Source organism: Ensifer adhaerens (assembly GCF_020035535.1).
GTDB lineage: Bacteria > Pseudomonadota > Alphaproteobacteria > Rhizobiales > Rhizobiaceae > Ensifer.
In genome coordinates this window covers 1167653-1187750 of sequence record NZ_CP083350.1, presented here as the reverse complement: position 1 = coordinate 1187750, position 20098 = coordinate 1167653, and the positions used below count along the sequence as shown (strand labels likewise).

The 20098-nt window shown below is 55.3% G+C and carries 13 protein-coding genes; 5 read left to right on the top strand and 8 right to left on the bottom strand.

Annotation, left to right across the window (positions count from 1 at the left end):
- Positions 1–172: 172 nt before the first annotated feature.
- The 5 genes from LAC81_RS25825 to LAC81_RS25805 are packed head-to-tail and all read right to left on the bottom strand — an operon-like array spanning position 173 to position 4858.
- Positions 173–901: an ABC transporter ATP-binding protein gene (locus LAC81_RS25825; RefSeq protein ID WP_223729983.1), complete on the bottom strand. Its 729-nt coding sequence runs from the start codon at positions 899–901 to the stop codon at positions 173–175.
- Between the two features lie 59 nt (positions 902–960).
- A complete protein-coding gene (locus tag LAC81_RS25820; protein WP_223729982.1) occupies positions 961–2211 on the bottom strand; it encodes an ABC transporter substrate-binding protein in 1251 nt (416 codons plus the stop codon).
- A 24-nt stretch (positions 2212–2235) separates the two neighbouring features.
- Entirely contained in the window at positions 2236–2988 is a 753-nt protein-coding gene (locus LAC81_RS25815; protein ID WP_223729981.1) for an ABC transporter ATP-binding protein, read from the bottom strand.
- Entirely contained in the window at positions 2981–3979 is a 999-nt protein-coding gene (locus LAC81_RS25810; RefSeq protein ID WP_223729980.1) for a branched-chain amino acid ABC transporter permease, read from the bottom strand. The genes LAC81_RS25815 and LAC81_RS25810 overlap by 8 nt, the downstream gene beginning before the upstream one ends.
- Before the next feature lie 9 nt (positions 3980–3988).
- The gene (locus LAC81_RS25805) at positions 3989–4858 is read right to left on the bottom strand and encodes a branched-chain amino acid ABC transporter permease (protein ID WP_223729979.1); all 870 of its coding nucleotides are present in this window, start codon (positions 4856–4858) and stop codon (positions 3989–3991) included.
- 839 nt (positions 4859–5697) lie between these two features.
- On the opposite strand from LAC81_RS25805, the gene LAC81_RS25800 reads away from it, so the two are divergent.
- From LAC81_RS25800 to LAC81_RS25790, 3 genes are all read left to right on the top strand, one after another.
- Entirely contained in the window at positions 5698–6975 is a 1278-nt protein-coding gene (locus LAC81_RS25800) for a RidA family protein (RefSeq protein WP_223729978.1), read from the top strand.
- A 569-nt stretch (positions 6976–7544) separates the two neighbouring features.
- Positions 7545–8705 (top strand): efflux RND transporter periplasmic adaptor subunit, encoded by a 1161-nt coding sequence (locus tag LAC81_RS25795; RefSeq protein WP_223729977.1) that lies wholly within the window; start codon positions 7545–7547, stop codon positions 8703–8705.
- Between the two features lie 11 nt (positions 8706–8716).
- Positions 8717–11869, top strand: coding sequence for a multidrug efflux RND transporter permease subunit (locus tag LAC81_RS25790; RefSeq protein WP_223729976.1), 3153 nt, complete (start codon positions 8717–8719; stop codon positions 11867–11869).
- 166 nt (positions 11870–12035) lie between these two features.
- On the opposite strand, the gene LAC81_RS25785 is transcribed toward LAC81_RS25790, so the two are convergent.
- The gene (locus LAC81_RS25785; RefSeq protein ID WP_223729975.1) at positions 12036–13685 is read right to left on the bottom strand and encodes an FAD-dependent oxidoreductase; all 1650 of its coding nucleotides are present in this window, start codon (positions 13683–13685) and stop codon (positions 12036–12038) included.
- Positions 13686–14160: 475 nt separating this feature from the next.
- Positions 14161–15528, bottom strand: coding sequence for a RidA family protein (locus tag LAC81_RS25780; RefSeq protein ID WP_223729974.1), 1368 nt, complete (start codon positions 15526–15528; stop codon positions 14161–14163).
- An 833-nt stretch (positions 15529–16361) separates the two neighbouring features.
- On the opposite strand from LAC81_RS25780, the gene LAC81_RS25775 reads away from it, so the two are divergent.
- The gene (locus tag LAC81_RS25775) at positions 16362–17321 is read left to right on the top strand and encodes a LysR family transcriptional regulator (protein WP_223729973.1); all 960 of its coding nucleotides are present in this window, start codon (positions 16362–16364) and stop codon (positions 17319–17321) included.
- A gap of 852 nt (positions 17322–18173) precedes the next feature.
- On the opposite strand, the gene LAC81_RS25770 is transcribed toward LAC81_RS25775, so the two are convergent.
- The gene (locus LAC81_RS25770; RefSeq protein ID WP_223730321.1) at positions 18174–19586 is read right to left on the bottom strand and encodes a PLP-dependent aminotransferase family protein; all 1413 of its coding nucleotides are present in this window, start codon (positions 19584–19586) and stop codon (positions 18174–18176) included.
- A 91-nt stretch (positions 19587–19677) separates the two neighbouring features.
- On the opposite strand from LAC81_RS25770, the gene LAC81_RS25765 reads away from it, so the two are divergent.
- Complete coding sequence (locus LAC81_RS25765; protein WP_223730320.1) at positions 19678–20091, top strand: cupin domain-containing protein; 414 nt, start codon at positions 19678–19680, stop codon at positions 20089–20091.
- The last annotated feature ends 7 nt before the right edge of the window (positions 20092–20098 follow it).

The window sequence follows — 20098 nt, the reverse complement described above, 5'->3', positions numbered from 1 at the left end:
TTTATGATATTCAATCGATGGATCACCGTCCTCGGACATATGTTCGGTTTGAGCACTGAGGCTCTCCGCACCACGTCAAACAGACAAAGTTTTCCAAAGGTGGGCGCAGGCACTTTACGCCCGTTTCTTACGCCTCCATGCAAGTTCGGCCATAAGCCCGATGCGTTGACCGTTAGACCCCGAGGAACAACTCGCGGAAATTGTCGGCATTGAGGACGCTCTCCGCAGATTGCCCAAGGCGCACCGTCCCGCTATCCATCACGTAAACCCAATCCGACAAACTGATTACCTGGCGAGGATTTTCCTCAACGACCCAGATCACGGTCACTCCTGAGTCGTTGATGCCGCTGATCGCACGGGCGACTTCATCCGTCATAAGTGGCGACAGTCCCGAAACTGGTTCGTCGAGAATTAGCAGCTTTGGTCGATTGATGAGAGCGGAGCCGATGGCCACCATTTGTCGCTCACCCCCGCTAAGCACACGTGCCATTTGACGTCGACGTTCTTTTAGTCGCGGGAAACGTTCGTAAATGCCAGCAATGGCATCTTGCCGCTCATTTGGCGGTAACAAGTTGCTCGACATCTCCAAGTTCTCATGTACGGAGAGACTGCCGAAAACGTTGTCTGTTTGGGAAACATAGCCTATTCCGAGGCTAGCGATTTTATGCGTAGGGAGGTCGTGGATGGGTTGACCTTCGAAAGTCACGCGCCCACCCATCATATTAACCAGTCCCATTACAGACTTCGTAAAAGTCGATTTGCCGGCGCCGTTCGGTCCAATTACAGCGATCATGGCACCTTTTGAAATTTCCAATGTAATCCCGTGCAGGACGGGCAAATTGCCATATCCAGCGACAAGGTTCTCGACGGATAGCATCGTTTCGGGTTGCACGATTCTCACAGGTTCATCCTCCACGGTTAACGTGGGGCGCGGGGTCCGCGCCCCTGAAGTTGAATACGTTAGTTCGCGGGGAATGAACCGGAGTCCACTACCTTCACCGTCGTCCAGGCACCTTGGTCATCGACGCGCAGCAGACGCGCCGCCGGCGCAGTGACGTTGCCATTCTGATCGAAGTCAATGCTGCCGGATGCGCCATCATAATCGATGTCCTTGCCAGCCTTCAGCGCGGAGACCCCTTCTGCGAACGACATAATCTTTTCCCCTCCAGGGCCCGAGACTGCAGCCAATTGTTCATCAACCGCGGCCCCTGTCGTTGCTCCTGCAGCTTCCATTGCCAGCGCGACGGCGATGACAGCGTCGTAGGTCTCAGCCTGATAGAAACCTGGCTCTGGTTTTTCGCCGAAACGCTTCTCGTAGGCATCCACGAACCGCTGCGCGCTTTTTGAACCTTCAGCCTGGCTGGTCACAGCGTTCATAAAGCCCTTGACGACATCAACACCTGTCGCGTTTACGAAATCAGGAGTTTGGAGCTCAGCTGTTACCCACCACTTCCAGTCGTATCCCCGTTGATAGGCTTGCTTAACGAAACTGACACCGGCAGTCTGCCCAGCAGCGAGATAGATTAGCTCCGGCTCCTGTCCTGCCAAGTCCTGGATCTCACTGAGATAGTTCGCTTGACCGGAGCTCAGCGTTATCGTCTTTGTCACCTTGCCGCCAAGTTTTTCGAAGGCTCGTTTGAAGTTGGTTGCCGCACTCTGTGTACCTTCTAGGTTTTCGACCACGAGCACCAATTCATGTGCTTTCAACTCGTCTAGGATCATCTTGGCGTGCACTACACCCAGGAATGAGTCTGAGGCGGTGGTCCGATATACGAACTTTCCTGTACCGCCAGCCTTGTCCAAGCCGTCCGTGCCCGCTGCAGTAGGAATAACCGGAACCTTGTTGTCCTTCGCGAACTTAAGCAATGCCATTACCGGATCGGATTCTGGTCCTACGATAGCGCTGACACCGTCGACGCTAGCGAGCTTCTGCGCACCGCGTACGGCTCCGGCAACGGTGCTTCCGTTGTCTTCAGAGACCAGTTCCACTTTACGACCTAGCACGCCGCCGCTTGCATTGATCTCCTCCACGGCGAGCAATGCTGCATCGTGCTCAGGAGCTGACCACGCTGCGTAATCGCCGGTGAAACCGACCAGGAAGCCAATCTTCACCGGACCTTTATCGGTGGCATGCGACATACCCGCGAGCAGGCACGCAACCGCTGCAGAAATTCCCAACACACGAGTATATTTAGAGATCAGATTCTTCATGACACGTTCCCCTTTTGGCTGTGTTTATTGCTTTTTCTGTCTTCCCGACCCGATATAGAGGTCGATCACCGCAGGCGTGGCCAGGATTTCATCCGGCTTACCGTGCGCGATGACTTTTCCATCCGCCATCGCGAAAATGTAGTCGCACACGTCGCATATGAACTTGAGATTGTGATCGACGATTAGGAAAGTCGCCCCTCCATCGCGCATCTCAACAATCCGGCGGCCAAGGCTTTCCAAGAGCGCGGGATTCACACCGGCGGCGGGTTCATCAAGCAGCAGCAGCCGTGGCGCGGCCATGATCGCACGCGCAAATTCAAGCATCTTGAGCTCAGGTGCACTGAGGTTCTCAGCCCAAGTATCTCGCTTACTTGCTAGACCGAATAGCTCGAGAATCCCCATGGCGCGATCGCGCGTCTCCGGAGCGACTGCGCCACCTGCGAACAAATGGCGACGCGTTGTTTTCTCACAGTCGGAAAAGACAAGCATGTTCTCGTAAACGGTCAGACGCGGGAAGCCGATCGGAGTTTGAAAGGTACGGATCAGTCCCTGCGCGGCGATATCGACAGGCGCGGATCCTGCGATGTTCCTCCCCTGAAGCATAATGCTACCCGACGCTGCTCGGTTGAACCCGCTCACAATATTGAACAGCGTGGTTTTGCCGGCACCGTTGGTGCCGATAAGTCCCACGATTTGACCGGTTGCGACGTCCAGAGAGACGTCTTGCACCGCCTTCACACCACCATAGGAAAAGTTGACGTTCCGGAGCTCAAGCATCGAAGCCTCCATTCAAAATATGCGCGCCAGTGAAGGAACCATCGCCTTTCGGCTTCGGGTCAGCGAAGGTGCGAGCTTTCTCTGGCAATAGGCCGCGCGGACGCCAGCGCAAAATCATGATCAAAGCCATTCCGACGACTGCAGTACGGAGTGAACTCAGGGCTACCGCAGTCTCCCCAGAGACTGGCGCGAAACGAAGCAAATCGTGCAGTAGGATGAAGATAAAGCCACCGACCAGTGCACCGGCATTGTTGCCTATGCCGCCGATGATAATCGCGGTCCAGATGAAGAATGTAATGTCGGCACTGATTTGCGCGGGAAGGAGAAGGGTGTTGTACCAGACGTACAGGACTCCTGCAAAACCGGCGATCGTTCCAGCCGCAATGTATGCACGCATGTTGTAGCGCTTGACGTCGATACCTGCTGTGACAGCAAGCGCCTCATTCTCCCTGATCGCTTTCAGGCTCCGACCGAACGCCCCCTGGGACATCCTTGTGACGGCAATGTATGTAGCAACAAGCGCCGTAATCACGATGGAAAAGAGTACGTAGGGGTAGTTCAACGGTTCGACGAACCCTTGGAAAGGCTGCTTGAGGCCATAGATCCCCGCTACGCCGTTGGTCAGCCAAGTTTCGTTCATGAAAATCTGGCGAAGGACCTCAGCGAAAGCGATCGTCGTTATGAGGAAGTATTCGCGCTTCAGGCGTAGTGACGGCAAAGCTATCAGAAACGCAGCTAACCCGCTAACAACCCCAGCGCACAACATTCCAACCCACATTGGAAGGCCGAGGCCAAGGACATATTCTTGATGGCCATCTGCTGCCGGCGCGGTCAGCAGTACGTAAGTGTAGGCTCCAATTCCAAAATACGAGACAATCCCAAGGTCCCAGAGCCCTCCGATTCCACATTCAAAGTTCAATGCTAAACAAAGGATGGCGTAAATGGCGCCGAGAGTGCACAGACTGAGTGCAAAAAGGATGATTCCTTCCATCTGAACCTCCTAATGATTGCGCGAACGACCGCCGCCCCATAGGGCTTGCAGGCCTTCCGGCTTAATGAGCATGACGACGATGATGAGCAGGAAGGCCAGTCCCGATCGATAGTTCGAAGGGACGACCAGAAGTCCCAATTCTATACCCAGGGCCAAGACGAACGCCGCCAACATCACGCCGTAGACGCTTCCCAAACCGCCCAACACTGTCGTTGCCAGAACGATGATAATCTGCTGCCAACCCATCTGCAGATGCAGGGAGCCGAGAATGCCGAGGAAAACGCCGGCAAGGCCAGCCAGCGCGGACGCGGCAAACCAAACGGTATCAGAGGTTCGTCTCGGATCGATACCTCTTACGCGGGCCAAATCAGAATTATCTGACACAGCGCGCACCCCCTTGCCAGCCCACGTATAGGATAGGAAGACGTGCACTATGAGCGCTGACAGAACGGCGATCACGACGATCGATAGTTCATAGATTGTCATGAATGGCTGGCCGGCAATCTGCATTGCCCTTACCGGTGGCAGATCGTAGGCAAGCATGCGTTTACCAGCGACCGCCCCCACGAGGCCGTTGATGACATACGCGAGGCCAACGGATGTGAACAACATCACGAGCGCGCCGCGTTTCTTGAGCGGTAGGAACAAGTACCGGAACCCGAGCACTCCAAACACACCGCATGCGACACTGGCCAGTGCTGCGGACATCACGATGTTGAGGCCAATGTTATTGAAAAATAGGCCAGCATAAGCCCCGAGCAGGAGCATCTGGCCATGGGCAATATTTAGAAAGCCCTCAGCCTTCAAAATCATCGAGAAACCGATTGACGACAGCAAAATGATGCTGGCTGACAAAAGGGAAAAGATAAGGATATCCATGTTGGCCTCCCATTCCAACTATTACCAAGCGCGGCAGCGCACGCTCATTTGAGAGCGTTAGCTATTTCCCGGAATCATGTGCGCTTTTGACGGCGATTTACTCGCCATCCCCCCGACCGCAGAATTAGCAGCCTTATTTATCGTTGGATTATTTATAGAAATGTTCATTTCGAGTGTCAAGCTTGATTATTACCCTTACTTCCCCGGAACTGCAGACCTATGGTGAAAACCTCGGTGACCGGGGGAAATATCGCTTGATAATCAACTCAGCCTAGAATCCCAACTCGCTCACTTTACCTGCCCCAAGACCCGAACACGCATGAGCCGTGAGCGCTATCGCGCCGAGAGCAGCTCAGATCCATACCTTGGCGCTTTATCGGGCATGCCTACCCAGCCGCACAAAACTGCAGCGGATGACAGGAAGCTGGCTAACTCTTTTGCAAACGGAAGTGAGCAGGCTCACAGGAGCTCCGACCTGGCGATCACCGATATCAACACGAGATTGGCAGGGCGCGATTGTTTTCGCACGAGGCCAGCCACCGGCTCTGAAGCGAAGAAGAATCACTGCGGCCCACCGCTTCATGGCACTGCCGTAACAGGAGTAATTATCGATTGATATACCAAATCCACGCGAATCTTTCGCTGAACCATGCTGAAAGTAGCGTTTTCAGGCGCTTGACACGTAAGCGCCAATCGATAAAGTAATCATGCGATAAATAGTGGAAAGCCACCGTCGTACGTCGAGACGCCTCACCAAGGCAGGCTACGAAGTCGCAATTTGGAGAGGGAGTTTCTCCGAAGTTCTCTTTGAAACTCACATCATGCTATTGGAGGAAGAAATGCGTGAGATTAAATTGGAACGGGGCCGGGCTGAAGCCTTCGCGCCTGCACCGTCTGCGGTTCGGGCGGGAGACTATGTTTACACCTCGTCGATCTACCCGCTCGACGAGCGAGGTCACGCTGTATTACCTGACCCGCTCGCAGGCGAAATTGGCCCGTCAGCTGTGGAAGTTCAGGCGCGCCACTGCTTCGAGCGCTTGAAAGCTGTGCTCGGTGAGTTCGGGGGGACATTGGCTGGCGTGCTCAAAATCGAGGTCCACCTCGTAGACGCAGCAGATTTCTTTGAATTCAACAGAGTGTGGAAGGAATATTTCCCGAAGGAGCCCCCGGCCCGAACGGCCGTGGAAGTCGGCGACACGCTTCCCGTACCCGGCGTGCGACTGAACCTCGACGCTGTGGCTCTTGCTGGCGGTTCCGAGTTGAAGCGCGAAGCACTGCAGGATCCAGAGGACAACGGAGCACTGATCGTCGAAGGGGCATCCCACGCGGTTCGCGCCGGAAACCTCGTTTTCTGCTCGGCGTTTCCTGCGACTAACTTCGACACGGGTCTCGCGGTGGCTCGCCGTCCCGGCTTCCCCAATTATGGCAGCGAAGCCGAAATGCAGGCTGAGTACATTTTCTCGCGCCTCAACCGCGTTCTCGCACAGGTGGGAACCTCCGCTGAGCATGCGGTAGAGTCGCAATTGTACCTTCCCGAACTAAGCCATTTCCACGATGTTGATGGCATCTGGAAGAAGTACATGCCTGTCCCGCCGCCGCGCTCCTCGATGGGGGTCACGGGCTTGATCCTTCCTGGCGCTATTTGCGGCGCGAACCTTACCGTTCTCGTGCCCGACGCAGATCATGTCAAAACAGAGTCTCACGCCGGGATTCGTTGGCACCCAACGCAGGTGCGCAAGGTCAACTTCTCTCCGACGATCAAAGCCGGCTCCTGGCGTTTCATTGCCGGCCAGATCCCTAGTGCAGACTTCATCTCCTACTTTTCGGTTCCGGAGGGGATGCGCAACTATCGATCGGACATCGAGGAGCAGACTCGCTTTACGATCGAGATGCTCAAAGAGCAACTCGAAGCAAACGAGACCGATTGGGCCCATTGCCATCATGCTCGAGTCTACCTGGTAGAACCGAAGCGGGACTATCGCGGCTTCATGCGAGTTTGGAAAGAATATTTCCCCGATCCGGCAAAGGCTCCCGCGCTGGCGTTTGTGCCGTCTACTGGCATTATGTTCCCTGGCCCGCTGGTCGAAATCGACCCTACTTGCGTGGTGCGCCGCTAGCTCACCCGTGTGAACTAGGTTGAAGAATTGATGGGCCGATCTGCTTTGGTCGGCCCATCATGAATAAATCTCCGGGCTCATTCACAGTCGCGATCGCAGTGTTGAGGGACTTTCGCTTCCTCCGAGGGAGGATTTTTTTGTATTTCGAATATCTCTTTGAAATACACTTCTATTTGCGCGCCCTAATGTAGGGTTCACTGCCGAAACTTTGTTTTCAGTTAAGTCCGCGACTTTATTCTTGACTTACCCTGCAACGATCCATAGCCTGCTTATATTGCCGAGAATGAGCGTCCGGTTGGTAGTCCGGAGCATTCGATCCAAGGATCGTTTGTATCAGTCGCGTGATGAGCGCGTAACCACGGTGCCCTCTAATGGGCGCGTGGGGTTACTGTGTCCATGCGCCTGCGAAATGGCTCAGATCATGCTTCACACGGCAACACTTCCAACTAAATCCGCTAGCAGAACCCGTTCAGGACGTTCTGGCTGCTAGCTCGTTGACACTCAACCGCCGACCCAACTCAGCCCCTGTGGCGGAGCAGTCGGCCCTTTTCGATTCAAACGGATTTTCAATGCAAAAACATCGACCTCTCACGCGCCTTCACCTAGTCGCATGCGCGCTTCTCATCCTCGCTTCCAGTAAGGCAAACGCCCAATGGGGAGCTTCCTCGCCCCCGACTGTAGGCGTAATCACGGTAGCGGCAAAACCAACACCTGTGCTGAATGAATTGCCTGGCCGAGTCGCGGCTATCCGCGTGTCCGAGGTTCGGGCGCGGGTCACAGGTATCCTCATGCAGCGCGTATTTGAACAGGGAACCTTAGTCGAGGAAGGACAAGTACTTTATCGTATTGACCCCGAACTCTTCAAAGTACGCGTCTCCAGCGCTGAAGCCGCGCTTCAAAGAGCCCTCGCCACGCAAGAGAATGCAAAGCAGCAGCTTAAACGTCAAACGGCGCTGCGCGACCGAAATGTCGTGAGCGGTACCGACTACGACACAGCAGACGTACTTGTCCGTCAGGCGGATGCCGATGTGCTCGCTGCTCGAGCCAGCCTCGACGAAGCACGAATAAACCTAAGCTATACAGAGGTGCGCGCTCCTATCACCGGTATCATAGGTGGTGCCCTCGTAACGGAAGGCGCGCTTGTTACGGCTGACGGATCGCAGAACCTCGCGCTGATTCAACAGATAGATCCTGTCTATGCCGACTTCACCCAACCGGCGTCGGAAATCCTCCGCCTGAAACGAGCGATCGAACTCGGCGAACTTAAGACACCAGCCGCAGAACAAGTATCTCTAGAACTCCTGCTCGACGACGGAACGCCATACCCGGAGAAGGGTCGACTGCTTTTTTCGACTGCCAAGGTGGACACCACAACCGGCCAAGTAACTCTTCGAGGCGAATTCCCGAATAGGAAGGGCGCTTTATTGCCGGGCCTCTACGTTAGGGTTCGTGTCCCGCAGGCTGTCCGTCCAGATGCTATCTCGATCCCACAGCGAGCGGTCAACCGTGCAAACGATGGATCGGCTCAAGTTTACGTCGTTGGTGCTGATGATGTCGCCGAACCGAGAACCATAATCTTGGGTCGAGCGAATGGTAGTGAATGGATAGTGGAAAGTGGACTTGAACGCGGCGAGCGCGTGATCGTCGACGGCGTCATGAAGGTTCAGCCATTCGGCAAGGTTGTACCCGAGCCGCACACGACCAACCAGCAGCCCTCCTCCCAACATTGAACAGGTTTCCAATGTCTACATACTTTATCAATCGACCCATCTTAGCATGGGTCATCGCTATATTCATCGCGTTGTCCGGGCTCATTGCGATGCCCTTTCTTCCCGTCTCGCAGTACCCCAAGGTTGCGCCGCCCCAGTTGACCGTAACGGCGAACTATCCCGGGGCCTCACCTGCGGACCTGTATCAGGGGGTCACTCGACTTATTGAAGAGGAACTTAGCGACGTCGACGGGCTGCAATATTTCGAGTCCACGTCAGATACGTCTGGTCAGTTATCCATTACTGTCACGCTGGAAACTGGAACAAACATCAAGCTCGCAACTGTCGATGTTCAGAACGCTATTCGCCGGATCGAATCGCGCTTGCCTCAGGCGGTCGTGCAACACGGAATATTAGTAGAAGAGGCAAGCGTCGGTTTCTTGATGTTCGTTGCGTTGAACTCAACCGACGGCAAGCGAGACCAAGTCGCACTTGGAGACTATCTCAGCCGCAACGTTCTAAGCGAGCTCCGCCGTATCGATGGTGTCGGACGAGCCCAACTGTTTTCCGCTCAACGGGCCATGCGGGTATGGATCGATCCCGACAAAATGGTGGGCTACGACATCACTGCTGCTGATATCAATTCTGCTATCGCGGCGCAGAATTCCCAAGTCGCGGCGGGGCAGATAGGCGCAGCACCCAACCCGGGCACTCAGGAACTGACCGCCACAGTATTGGTCCAAGGACAGCTCACCGATCCCGAGGAGTTTGGCGAGATAGTACTGCGAGCAAACACAGATGGCTCGAACGTCCTTCTTAAAGATGTCGCCCGAATTGAGGTCGGAGCTGAAGACTATAACATCACCAGCACCCTGAACGGACAGCCCGCAGCACATGTCGGGATCCAACTGTCTTCCACCGGCAATGCGGTCGCTGTTTCGCGCGCGATCAAGAAGAAGATGCAGGAACTATCAGCCTTCTTCCCCGACGGGATTAGCTACACGATCCCATATGATACGAGTCCATTCGTTACCGCGTCGATCGAGAAGGTGGTGCACACGTTGATTGAGGCCGTTGTCCTCGTCTTCATCGTGATGTTCGTTTTCCTGCAAAACTTCCGATATACGCTGGTCCCCACCATTGTCGTGCCGATAGCGCTTCTCGGGACCTGCTCGGTGATGCTGGTCACCGGGTTCTCAATCAACGTTCTGACAATGTTCGCTATGGTTCTCGCCATCGGCATACTCGTCGATGACGCAATTGTGGTCGTGGAAAATGTTCAGCGCATTATGGCTGAGGAGGGACTGTCTCCCCGAGAGGCAACCATCAAGGCCATGCGTCAGATTACCGGCGCAATTGTCGGCGTAACGCTCGTACTTTCTTGTGTCTTCGTGCCCATGGCATTCTTTCCAGGTTCAGTCGGCGTTATCTATCAGCAGTTTAGCATCACCATGGTGGTCTCGATCCTTATTTCAGCGTTCTTGGCACTCTCTTTGACGCCTGCCTTTTGCGCGACTTTTTTGAAGCCGATTGAGGTTCACCATATTAACAGAAAGGGCATCGCGGGGTGGTTCAATCGAAAGTTCGAATATGTGACCGATAGCTACACCGGCGCGGCGCAAGCCATGGCTCGTCGAGCTGGCAGGATGATGCTTCTGTATCTCGCTCTCATAGGGGGCTTGGGCTACCTATATCTCAATGTGCCAAGTGCGTTTGTTCCGGAGGAAGATCAGGGTTATCTTATCGTAGACGTTCGGGCGCCGTCTGATGCCAGCCGCAATCGTACGCTAGGATCTCTCGCGCAGATCGAAGCGTTCTTCAAGGAAGAACCAGGCGTCGCAAACGTTGTAGCCATACAGGGCTTCAGTTTTTCGGGGAACGGCGCGAACGCGGCAATAATGTTCGTCACGCTGAAGGATTGGGCTGATCGGGGAGCAGGTAATAGCGCTCAAGACATTTCCAACCGCATCAACGGGAAGCTTTCCACCCTCCAAGACGCCGTCTCATTCGCTCTTTCTCCGCCTCCAATCGAGGGTCTGGGTACTTCGTCGGGTTTCACATTTCGGCTCCAAGACCGAGCAAACCTCGGTCAGGTGGCGCTGCAGCAAGCCGCCGGCCAGCTCATGAGTGCCGCGAGCCAAACTGGCAGGATTGTTGGAATTAGACCTGAGGGTATGCCCTTCGCACCTCAGGTCATCCTGACGGTCGACAGAAAGAAGGCCAATACGTTCGGCGTCTCATTCGCCGACATCAACAACACCATCACAGCCAATCTCGGTTCTGCATATATCAATGACTTCCCGAATGCGGGTCGGATGCAGCGCGTCGTGGTGCAAGGCCAAGACGTCGATCGCCTCCAGACGGAGGACGTGCTGAAGCTCAATGTTAGAAATGCGAGTGGAGGCATGGTCCCCATTTCGTCCTTTGCCAGCGTTGAGTGGCGGGTCGGTGCATCACAAATTGTCGGATACAACGGGTATCCGTCTGTCCGTCTTTCCGGCTCTCCTGCGCCTGGCTTCACGTCTGGTGATGCCATTGCAGAAATCCAGAGGTTGGCCGCCGAATTGCCAAAGGGTTTCGGGTACGAGTGGACGGGAATTTCCCGCGAAGAACTCACCTCAGGCGCTCAAGCGCCCATCCTCTTCGCGCTAAGCATTGTTCTAGTGTTCCTGCTTCTTGCAGCACTCTATGAGAGCTGGTCTATCCCACTGGCAGTAATCCTCGTAGTCCCCCTTGGAGTTGTGGGGTCGGTGCTTGCAGTCGTCGTCAGGGACTTGTCCAACGACATCTACTTCAAGGTCGGGCTGATCGCCATTATCGGTTTGTCAGCGAAAAACGCCATTCTGATCGTCGAGTTCGCAAAAGACTACTACGCCGAAGGTCGCGGACTTCTCGATTCTGCCATAGAGGCCGCGCGAGTTCGCTTCCGGCCCATTATTATGACCTCTTTTGCATTCGCTTTGGGTGTGGTCCCGCTCGCGGTCGCCACGGGCCCAAGCTCAGCGAGCCAGAATGCGATAGGTTCGGGTGTCCTCGGCGGCATGATCTCTGCAACTGTCTTGGCGGTCTTTTTCGTGCCCGTCTTTTTCGTGTTTATCCTGGGAGTTCTGCACCGCAGAAGGAAATCGTCGATGGAGGTAACCCCTGAAGCAACGTCGCCCAACACACCGACCGTGCCTCAATGAAAGACAGCTGGACGTCGTTAAATACTTCGCTAGAGCAACTCATCATTAGCTCTGGCAACCGGTAGATCGTCCACGACAAAAAGAGCGGCGACGGTATAGGCCGTCGCCGCTCACTATATTAAGACGTCACAAGCGTTGGAGATGATTACGTTTCAGCGAATGGGCGCTAAACCGCCTTTTGTAAGAATTGATGGACGGAGTGGACCACGACCGCCCCCTCGCCGACAGCTGAGGCTACGCGTTTGACGGAACCCGCACGCACATCCCCCACGGCGAAAATGCCGGGCTGCGAAGACGCATAGGGGGCGGCTTCCGGATCGGCCCCGTGAAAACCGGTTGAGATGAACCCGCTGCGATCACGATCAAGACAGCCGTTCAGCCACCCAGTATTGGGGTCAGCACCAATCATCACGAAGATGTGGGAGGCGTCCAGTCGGATCGTTTCGTCTCTTGCTCGATCCACCCAGCAAACCGCTTCAAGGGAATCGCCGCCTTGCAGCTCGGACACTTCGCATTCCGTGTGCAGAGTTATCCGTGGCGAACTCTTAATCCGCTGCACGAGGTAATCCGACATCGTTGCTGCGATGCCCCGCCGCACCAGCATGTGGACGTGCCGTGCCGTTCGTGACAGATACAAGGCCGCCTGACCGGCGGAATTGCCGCCGCCGACGACGACAATGTTTTTCTCTTGGCATATCCCGGCCTCCATTGCTGTCGCGGCGTAGTGGATACCCTGGCCTTCGAAGCGATCAGAACCCGGAACCTCAAGTCGCCGATAACGCGCGCCTGTGGCAACGATGATTGACCTTGCACGTAAAGTTTGCCCATCTTCGAGGGTCAGCCGAAATGGTTGTTCGGAACAATCAAGCGCGACAGCGGCGCGTGAGACTGAAATGCGAGCTCCAAACTTCTGCGCCTGAATGTGCGCGCGTCCGGCGAGAGCTTGGCCGGAAATTCCGGTGGGAAATCCGAGGTAGTTCTCAATTTTGGATGAGGTGCCCGCTTGACCGCCCGGCGCAAGCGGTTCGAGGACGATGGTCTTCAGCCCCTCTGACGCAGCATATACCGCCGCCGCGAGCCCGGCCGGCCCTGCCCCCGCAATTGCGACATCATATATGACGTTAGGGTCCGGCGGCTCGGCAATCCCCAATTGATCGGCGACCATCGAATTAGAGGGATTGCGAAGGAGAAGACCGTCAGCCGCCGCTACGACGGGAAAGTCCTCGCTCTTCAGGCCGAGCTGTTGAGCCATTTCCTTACCGGTGGGACCTTCGTCAACAGAGATGTCTTCGACTGGATAGCCATTGCGCGCCAGAAAACTCTGCAGTCGCAGAAAATCCCGGCTATCTCGACGTCCGAGAAGGATAACTCCACCCCGTGCGTGCTGAATAAAGCCGACACGCCGTAAGATATAAGCGCGCATGACAATCTCGCTGATGTCTGGTTCCCCAGCCAGAAAGTCACGGAATTCGGCATTTTCGATGCGCAATACCCGGGTTCCCGGCTTTGCGATCCCTGTTAATAGAATCTTTCGCTGATTGAATAGGTTCTGCTCCCCGGTGAACTGGCGGGCGTCGTAAGAGTAAAGCAGTTCTCGTCCACGGCGGATATCGTCGATGACGATCTGCACCTCACCATCGAGAACTAGGAAAAAATCGATCGCGCGGTCCCCTCGCGCGAAGAGAATGGCCTCACGATCATAATGTTCCTCAACTCCGTAGTTGCGGATGCGTGCAATCATCTCTTCCGGTAGGCGGGGAAAAGTTTGTTCCGTGCGGCGCCAAGGATCGGTGGGATCGATAGCCATGTCGTCCATAATTTGCTCCCGAGTCGTAGTCGAGGCGGCTTCGGCCCTGCTGCCGAAAACAGGCTCTCCAGTGGTCATCAAGCGATGAGGAATGTTTGGTTTGGTAGTGATTTCCGCATCCACCGAAACAATGAAGTGGGAAGTTGTGCTGTATACCTTCCAGCCGAAGGGATTTAACCAGCGGTGTGTTCTCAGGCCAAGTACTGCTGCCGAGAGACCTCCGGGACGTTATGATCTACGCCCGAGTGCTGAAGGCCAAGGTGACTTCCGCGTCGATTCTACAAGGGCGGTGTCGACCCTGTCACTGCAATCGGGCTGCTGGTTCAGCGAAAAGCTGGGATGTCCCCTGGAGACTTCTGGCAACCTATGCGCGGGTGTGTTCCTGTCGAATTGCTGTGGGCAATCTCTTGCCCACAGCTCATGTCCAACGACGCTGCTTCGACCAACCACGGCGTCCCTTTGGTCGCCGTAGCGAGCTAGGCAATCAAGGAGCGTAGGCGATAAGGTCCAGCAGTGTATGAGCTCCGGGTACTACGAGAGGTCCCCCTAGCACGATGCTCGTAGATACAGGCTTGAGGTCGGGGAAATGCTTTGCCCATTCATCGATGGCCTCAGCAAAATTCTCGCCCTGATCATGGAAGCATACGCGGCGTACGACATTCTCGAGTGAACTTCCTCCTGCCTCGCAAATAGCCGCCACATTCTTCAGCATGTAGGACATCTGCGCGCGCACCGGCAAGCCATAGAACGGGAAGTTGGGGTTGCGTGCCATTCCTGGCGCGAGGGCTCCCTTGTCATCCGACGGCATCTGCTGGCTGAAGAAGATCAGGTTGCCCGCTTTGACTGCCTGCGGCTCATGGCTGAACGGCTTAGGTGCCTTGTCTGTGTAGATGGTCTCGATCTTCTTTTTGCTATCATTAGCCAAGAGTATCAGCGAAACCTCGACCTTCCGGCCCTTCCCACCTGTTAGGCCCATGTAGGGCATAACAACGCGCGCCGGCGGGTTGTTCGGATACCAGCGCTTCCATGCAGCGTCCATCGCCGGATATTCCGTCGGATCACCGATGAAGACTTCTGCCTTTACAGTCCTCTCAAGTGACGAACCAGCAGCTTTCGCGAGCTCGCCAAGTTGCTCCATAATCTGGTCAACCTGCTTCTGCGTCCCACCATCAGCCGGCGTACGTTCCCACTGTTCGCTCGAGATAAACACCCAATCTCCGCGACGAATAACCGACGCCTCGCCGGGTTCGGCCTTCGAGAAGCCCACGTTCTCGCCGCCGTCATCAACGCAAATGAGCTCCACCTCCAGAACGGTGTCCTTGACCATCAGAGCCTTGACGCCCATGGCGCTGGAGACCGGTCCGGGCGCTGCAAAGAACTTCTTCCGTTCAGCAAAATGGGCCTCGGTAGGAATTTCCGGCCAATTATTGCCCTGTGCGAATTCCTCGTTGGTCGGATGCTTCGATGTCATCCATTGCCAAATGGACACGGTATCGCGAGCCATATCCAGACCTGCTGCTGCTACCGTCTTTTCCACGTTTGCCATTACAAACTTGGACTGGAGTGCGAGATGCTCAGCAGGAGAATCGCTGTCCGTACGCGCCTGCGGCGCAACGCCGGTTTCGAAATCAGTAGCTAGTTGCCCCGCAATGAAAAGCCAGCCACCCGCCTTGATGCCAGGGGTGTAAGGCATCAATGGCTTCTCGACGCCGCCTGGCCAAATGCCCTTCGGTGCCAAATCGCCCTTCGCCTCTGTTGGCTTTTTCGCTGTTGCGCCTACAGCTGAAGACGCTGCCAATGCTGCACTCACCGTTGCTGCCGTTTGAATGAAATCTCTTCGGCTGATGCTCATGGAGAGCCCTTTCCATCATAACTAGTAGTAAGACAATGAACCTGTGAGAGCGCAGCTGCCTGCCCTGGTTTACCGGTGGGATCCCTGCGAGACGTTGGAGCAAATCAGTTCGTCAATGCAGCCAACAAAAATTGACTCGTCAGACCGGTAAGTTCCGAAGCTGTCGTTAAACAATACGCTCTCGGACGCAATCTACTCACACGGTGCGAGTGAGCAATTTGTAATGTTGCAATCATCAACCTGCGGAATTGCCCTCGTCTAGACGGAATTCCTCAGAATTGGTGCAGAGCTCGGATTGCCCTATTCACGCTTCGTGCGTTGGGGCTGTGTCGGATTGGAAGTGCGCATCGCTTCTAATGCCTGCGACCAATGCTTGGATCGTAGATGTCACAACACTGACATACAGCCATCAAGGCTCCATGACGCGTATAAGTCTTGAGGCGTAGGCTAAATCCGACTCTGACCTCAAGAACCATCTTATCGATTTTCGGAATCACCTCTTGATTTTCGAAAGATAAATAGGCAAATTGTAGCTGGGCATCCAAAAGGAAACCACTGCGAGCTGAGCAGCCTTTTAAATTTGCGAGAGCGAAGCCCGCTTGATCTCTATGCACCCGGCCAATCGGAGCAGGTGTGCCACGTCGTTCCCTCGTGGCAATGCGCTTTGGCGTGGACGCAAGCAGTAGGTCAGCCCCTCCCAACCAACCCCTCCAAGCATCACAGCGGTGATAATGAGAGCACAGTCGTGTCTGATCATTGCCCGAAACATCTCATAGCAACTCAGATCTCTGTGAAACCTAACGTTCTAATATTGGTTATAGGAAGCCACCTATATGAGCAGCAGCTCTCGTGTAAATGATCTAGTGAAGCGCCTATCCTGGGATGATCTGAGAATCGTCAAGGCTATAGGGCTTCGTAAGAACATAGCGGCAGGTGCAAATCTACTTGGAGTTGATAACTCCACTGCTTTCCGCCGCCTCGCCCGTATTGAAGAGATATTCGGCGCGATGTTGTTTGAGCGCCGGCGTACAGGCTATGAACCCACGCTGCTAGGACAGCAGATCATTGAATTGGCTGAACGCCTGGAAGACGACATCCTGAGCGTGGTCAGGCAAGTCCCTGGCTTCTCGTCTGAAGCGCGCGGGCGCTTACGGATAACGGCCAGTGACACTTTCGCATTTCACTTTTTTGCGCCGATCTTCGCGGAATTCAGAAAACTGCACCCGTCGATTCACGTGGAAGTGGACGTTGGCAATGATGCTCTCAATCTAGCTCGCGGGGAAAGCGACATCGCAATTCGCGCTACAAATGCGCCGCCGGAGAATCTCGTCGGGTCAAGAATTGCTTCGATCGCTTGGGCGCCTTACGGACTGCGCGGCTTTCAAGATCTCGTAGCTGACCTCGAGGAATTGTCCGAAATCCCATGGGTAGCCTACAGCGGCGCTTTAGCGGCCCTTCCTGCTAACAAGAAAGTGGAAGCTACAATTCCTTCCTGCAATATTATCTATACGATTAACTCTGTAGAGGGCGCTGCCAAAGCGATTGCGGCCGGCATAGGTGTAGGCTACCTGCCTTGCTTAGTAGGCGATAACATTCCCACATTAACCCGAATTGGCCCAGTGAACCCGGATTTGTCTGACTCCCTTTGGCTCTTAACTCATCCAGATGTGCGTAGATCTGGCCGGGTCCAACACTTTTTTGAGTTTTGCATCCGTGCTATGAGAAAGCTACGCCCGGCTATCGAAGCAACAGCAGACTACGAAGAGCCCGCCAAGGAACAATCTGCCGCTTAGTTCGCATGACCAAATATTGCAGCGCCCTCAAGAGAGGCGATTATCGCGGGGGAACGAGGAAGGGCCAATACCCTCCCTCGTTCCAGTATCTGTCGGTGGTCCGCTGGTCGCAGTTTGTTCGTTTCGCCCCAATTATTTGTCGCGAAATACACCTTTGTAGTACGCGCCGCGCCTCGGGGGCGGATGATTCACACCCTTACCGGGCGGATTATACCTTTCACTTCGATGCCCCTCGTTGATGGCCGCTCCCGACACACCCTTGTAGTAACCACCAGCAAAGGCAGGAGCGGCGGCGGCAACCGTCGATACTACGAATACCGCGAAAGTGAGCTTCATAAATCTACCCATTTTTTGTCTCTCATTGAACCGCGCAGGTGCGGCTGCTTGGTAAGTCATGGCACGGTTGCGCGGCGGTTGTTTGCACCGCGCACTAGCTCTCGGCATGACAAGGAATTCTACCGTTGAGACCCACGTCGCAAGACGGTGGTGCGCTTCAGTTAGATTTCTTTGTCAATTGGCCGGAGCCAGATGGATACTTGTCGAGCGAGTTGGGTTTTGGTGCTGAATGACCCAACGGAAGGTTCTCGCGCCGCGCGAAGAGCAAGCATCCCAACTGTGGAATGGCGCAACTGCTTGGCAGACTTCGGGCTGCTCCCGAGGAGTTGCTCTACTAACGGCGAGAACTGATTACGGGCCGAACATGCTGCGAGCAAGCTGCATTTTGGCAACCTGACCCAAGCACGAATGCAACCGGAGGGCCTCGTTTGGCGAGTTCTTTCGTAGACGCGACTTAGCTCCGCGTGCCCCCATCTTTGCCTTGGCAGCGACACTCCCGCGTCTCGGCGCGTGGACTCAGTTGAATTGCCGGATGATGTCGGCCAGGCGGTCACAGTAGCGCTGAAGGTACTTCACAGGAGAAGTTGCTACGCCCAGCAGCAGCCCTGACTGGCTAGCGCCTGCGATGTGGTACCAAGGGGAAAGCGGGGCTGGAAACATTCCAAATCGAAGCAACTCGCGGGCGACGGAGAAGTCGGGGGTGCCTTCACGCAGTCGTAGCATTACAGACAGCCCCGTTGCGGAGACGTCATCGTAGTCGAAATAGCGGCGAACATGCTCCAGCAACTCGGTCTGCTTGGCCACATATGAACGCTTTGAACGGCGAAGATGACGCAAATAATGGCCTTCGCGCATAAACTCCGCAGTCGCTAATTGCACGGATGGCGCCGGTGGCGGGGCAAGGCATGCGGCGATTTCGGCAAGGCGCCCCATTAGTTCGGGCGGCGCAACGATAAATCCAAGCCGGAGCGATGGGCTGATCGTTTTGCTGAAGGAGCCAATGTGAATTACTCGTCCGCCAAGGTCGAGCGACGCCAAGGCGGGGGCAGCGCGGCCGGATAGCTGCAATTCACTTAGGTAATCATCTTCAATAATCCACGCCCCGTTCACCGAGGCCCAGTCGAGTAGTCGTAGCCGTCTGTCGAGCGATAAAGTCGCTCCTAGAGGAGCTTGTTGCCCAGGTGTAACGACGACGAGCTTTGCGTCAGAGGCGCAGCGAATGCCATAGTCAATATCCATTCCCATAGCGTCGACCGGGATTGGCGCAATGGTCAAGCTGGCGAGTTCCAACCCTTTCCGCGTGAAGGGAAAGCCGGGCTCTTCGATCCACGCCTTCCTTCCCTCCAGACCTAAACCGCGCAGCGCTACCCCTAACCCTGCGCTGTAGCCTGCCGTTACGATGATCTGTGATGGCGCGCACTGTATGCCGCGGGAAACAGCGAGATAACCCGCCAACTCCCGCCTCAACAAGAATTCTCCCCTTGGGTCGGGATAGTGCGGTGGGATATTTGCCTCGGCTCGGACGGCCTGCGCGCGAATGCGGGCAAAGAGCGTTGCGGGAAAGATCTCTGTCGCCGGTACTCCCATTTGAAACACGGCTGGCCCCTGCGTCATCTCTAAGTATACCTCTAGAAATGATCCAGGATCGGCCTTTCGCTCGTTGTTTAATACCATGCGGGGGCGCTCGGCGACACGAGTGCCAGTTGCGCGTGTAGCAACGATCAACTGGGCTGCGTTCAGCCTCTCATACGCGGCTCGAACTGTGCCCCGGGCCACACCGAGCTGGGTAGCCAGATCTTGCCAGGAGGGCAACCGAGCACCAGGCTCGAGCACGCCGTTTTCAATCGCCGTCGCGATTGCCTGCCGGATCTGTTCCGCCAAGGGCGTCTTTGCGGAACGATCGACGTGGAGGTTGAGCGCGTCAGTCATGTTCATCGTAGTACACCGCTATTTTCCGTTCTTGGTGCTTTTTCTTGGCCCAAGACAAGAGCATCTTTCCTACGAAAACAAGGAGAACCACATGAAGCTCTGGCACGTAGCCGCCCTTTGTGGCGCTTTCGGAGTAACTGCGACACAGGCCACGGCGGGGGATAACAAGGCCGAAACTGTCCAGAAGAACTTTGAGGCAGCGCTCCCAAACGCCCCGGGGAAATCAATTGTAGCCGTTGAAGTGAATTATGCACCGGGGACCGCCTCCCCTCCGCACACTCATGCAAAATCAGCTTTCATTTATGCGTATGTGGTTTCGGGCGCAATTGAGTCGCAGGTAAACGACGGCGAAGTGCGCGTCTATCACGCAGGAGAGAGCTGGTTCGAGGAGCCCAATGCGCTTCACGGAATTAGCCGGAATGCGAGCAGAACCCTGCCTGCAAAGCTCCTCGCCGTGTTCGTCCTTGATTCAAACGACAAAACTTTGACCACGCCAGTCAAGTAACCCCGAA

Coding starts and splice junctions, on each gene's coding strand:
- LAC81_RS25765 (WP_223730320.1), top strand. CDS start 19,678: ATGAAGCTCTGGCACGTAGCCGCCCTTTGTGGCGCTTTCGGAGTAACT.
- LAC81_RS25790 (WP_223729976.1), top strand. CDS start 8,717: ATGTCTACATACTTTATCAATCGACCCATCTTAGCATGGGTCATCGCT.
- LAC81_RS25780 (WP_223729974.1), bottom strand. CDS start 15,528: ATGAGCATCAGCCGAAGAGATTTCATTCAAACGGCAGCAACGGTGAGT.
- LAC81_RS25800 (WP_223729978.1), top strand. CDS start 5,698: ATGCGTGAGATTAAATTGGAACGGGGCCGGGCTGAAGCCTTCGCGCCT.
- LAC81_RS25805 (WP_223729979.1), bottom strand. CDS start 4,858: ATGGATATCCTTATCTTTTCCCTTTTGTCAGCCAGCATCATTTTGCTG.
- LAC81_RS25795 (WP_223729977.1), top strand. CDS start 7,545: ATGCAAAAACATCGACCTCTCACGCGCCTTCACCTAGTCGCATGCGCG.
- LAC81_RS25815 (WP_223729981.1), bottom strand. CDS start 2,988: ATGCTTGAGCTCCGGAACGTCAACTTTTCCTATGGTGGTGTGAAGGCG.
- LAC81_RS25810 (WP_223729980.1), bottom strand. CDS start 3,979: ATGGAAGGAATCATCCTTTTTGCACTCAGTCTGTGCACTCTCGGCGCC.
- LAC81_RS25775 (WP_223729973.1), top strand. CDS start 16,362: ATGAGCAGCAGCTCTCGTGTAAATGATCTAGTGAAGCGCCTATCCTGG.
- LAC81_RS25785 (WP_223729975.1), bottom strand. CDS start 13,685: ATGGACGACATGGCTATCGATCCCACCGATCCTTGGCGCCGCACGGAA.
- LAC81_RS25820 (WP_223729982.1), bottom strand. CDS start 2,211: ATGAAGAATCTGATCTCTAAATATACTCGTGTGTTGGGAATTTCTGCA.
- LAC81_RS25770 (WP_223730321.1), bottom strand. CDS start 19,586: ATGACTGACGCGCTCAACCTCCACGTCGATCGTTCCGCAAAGACGCCC.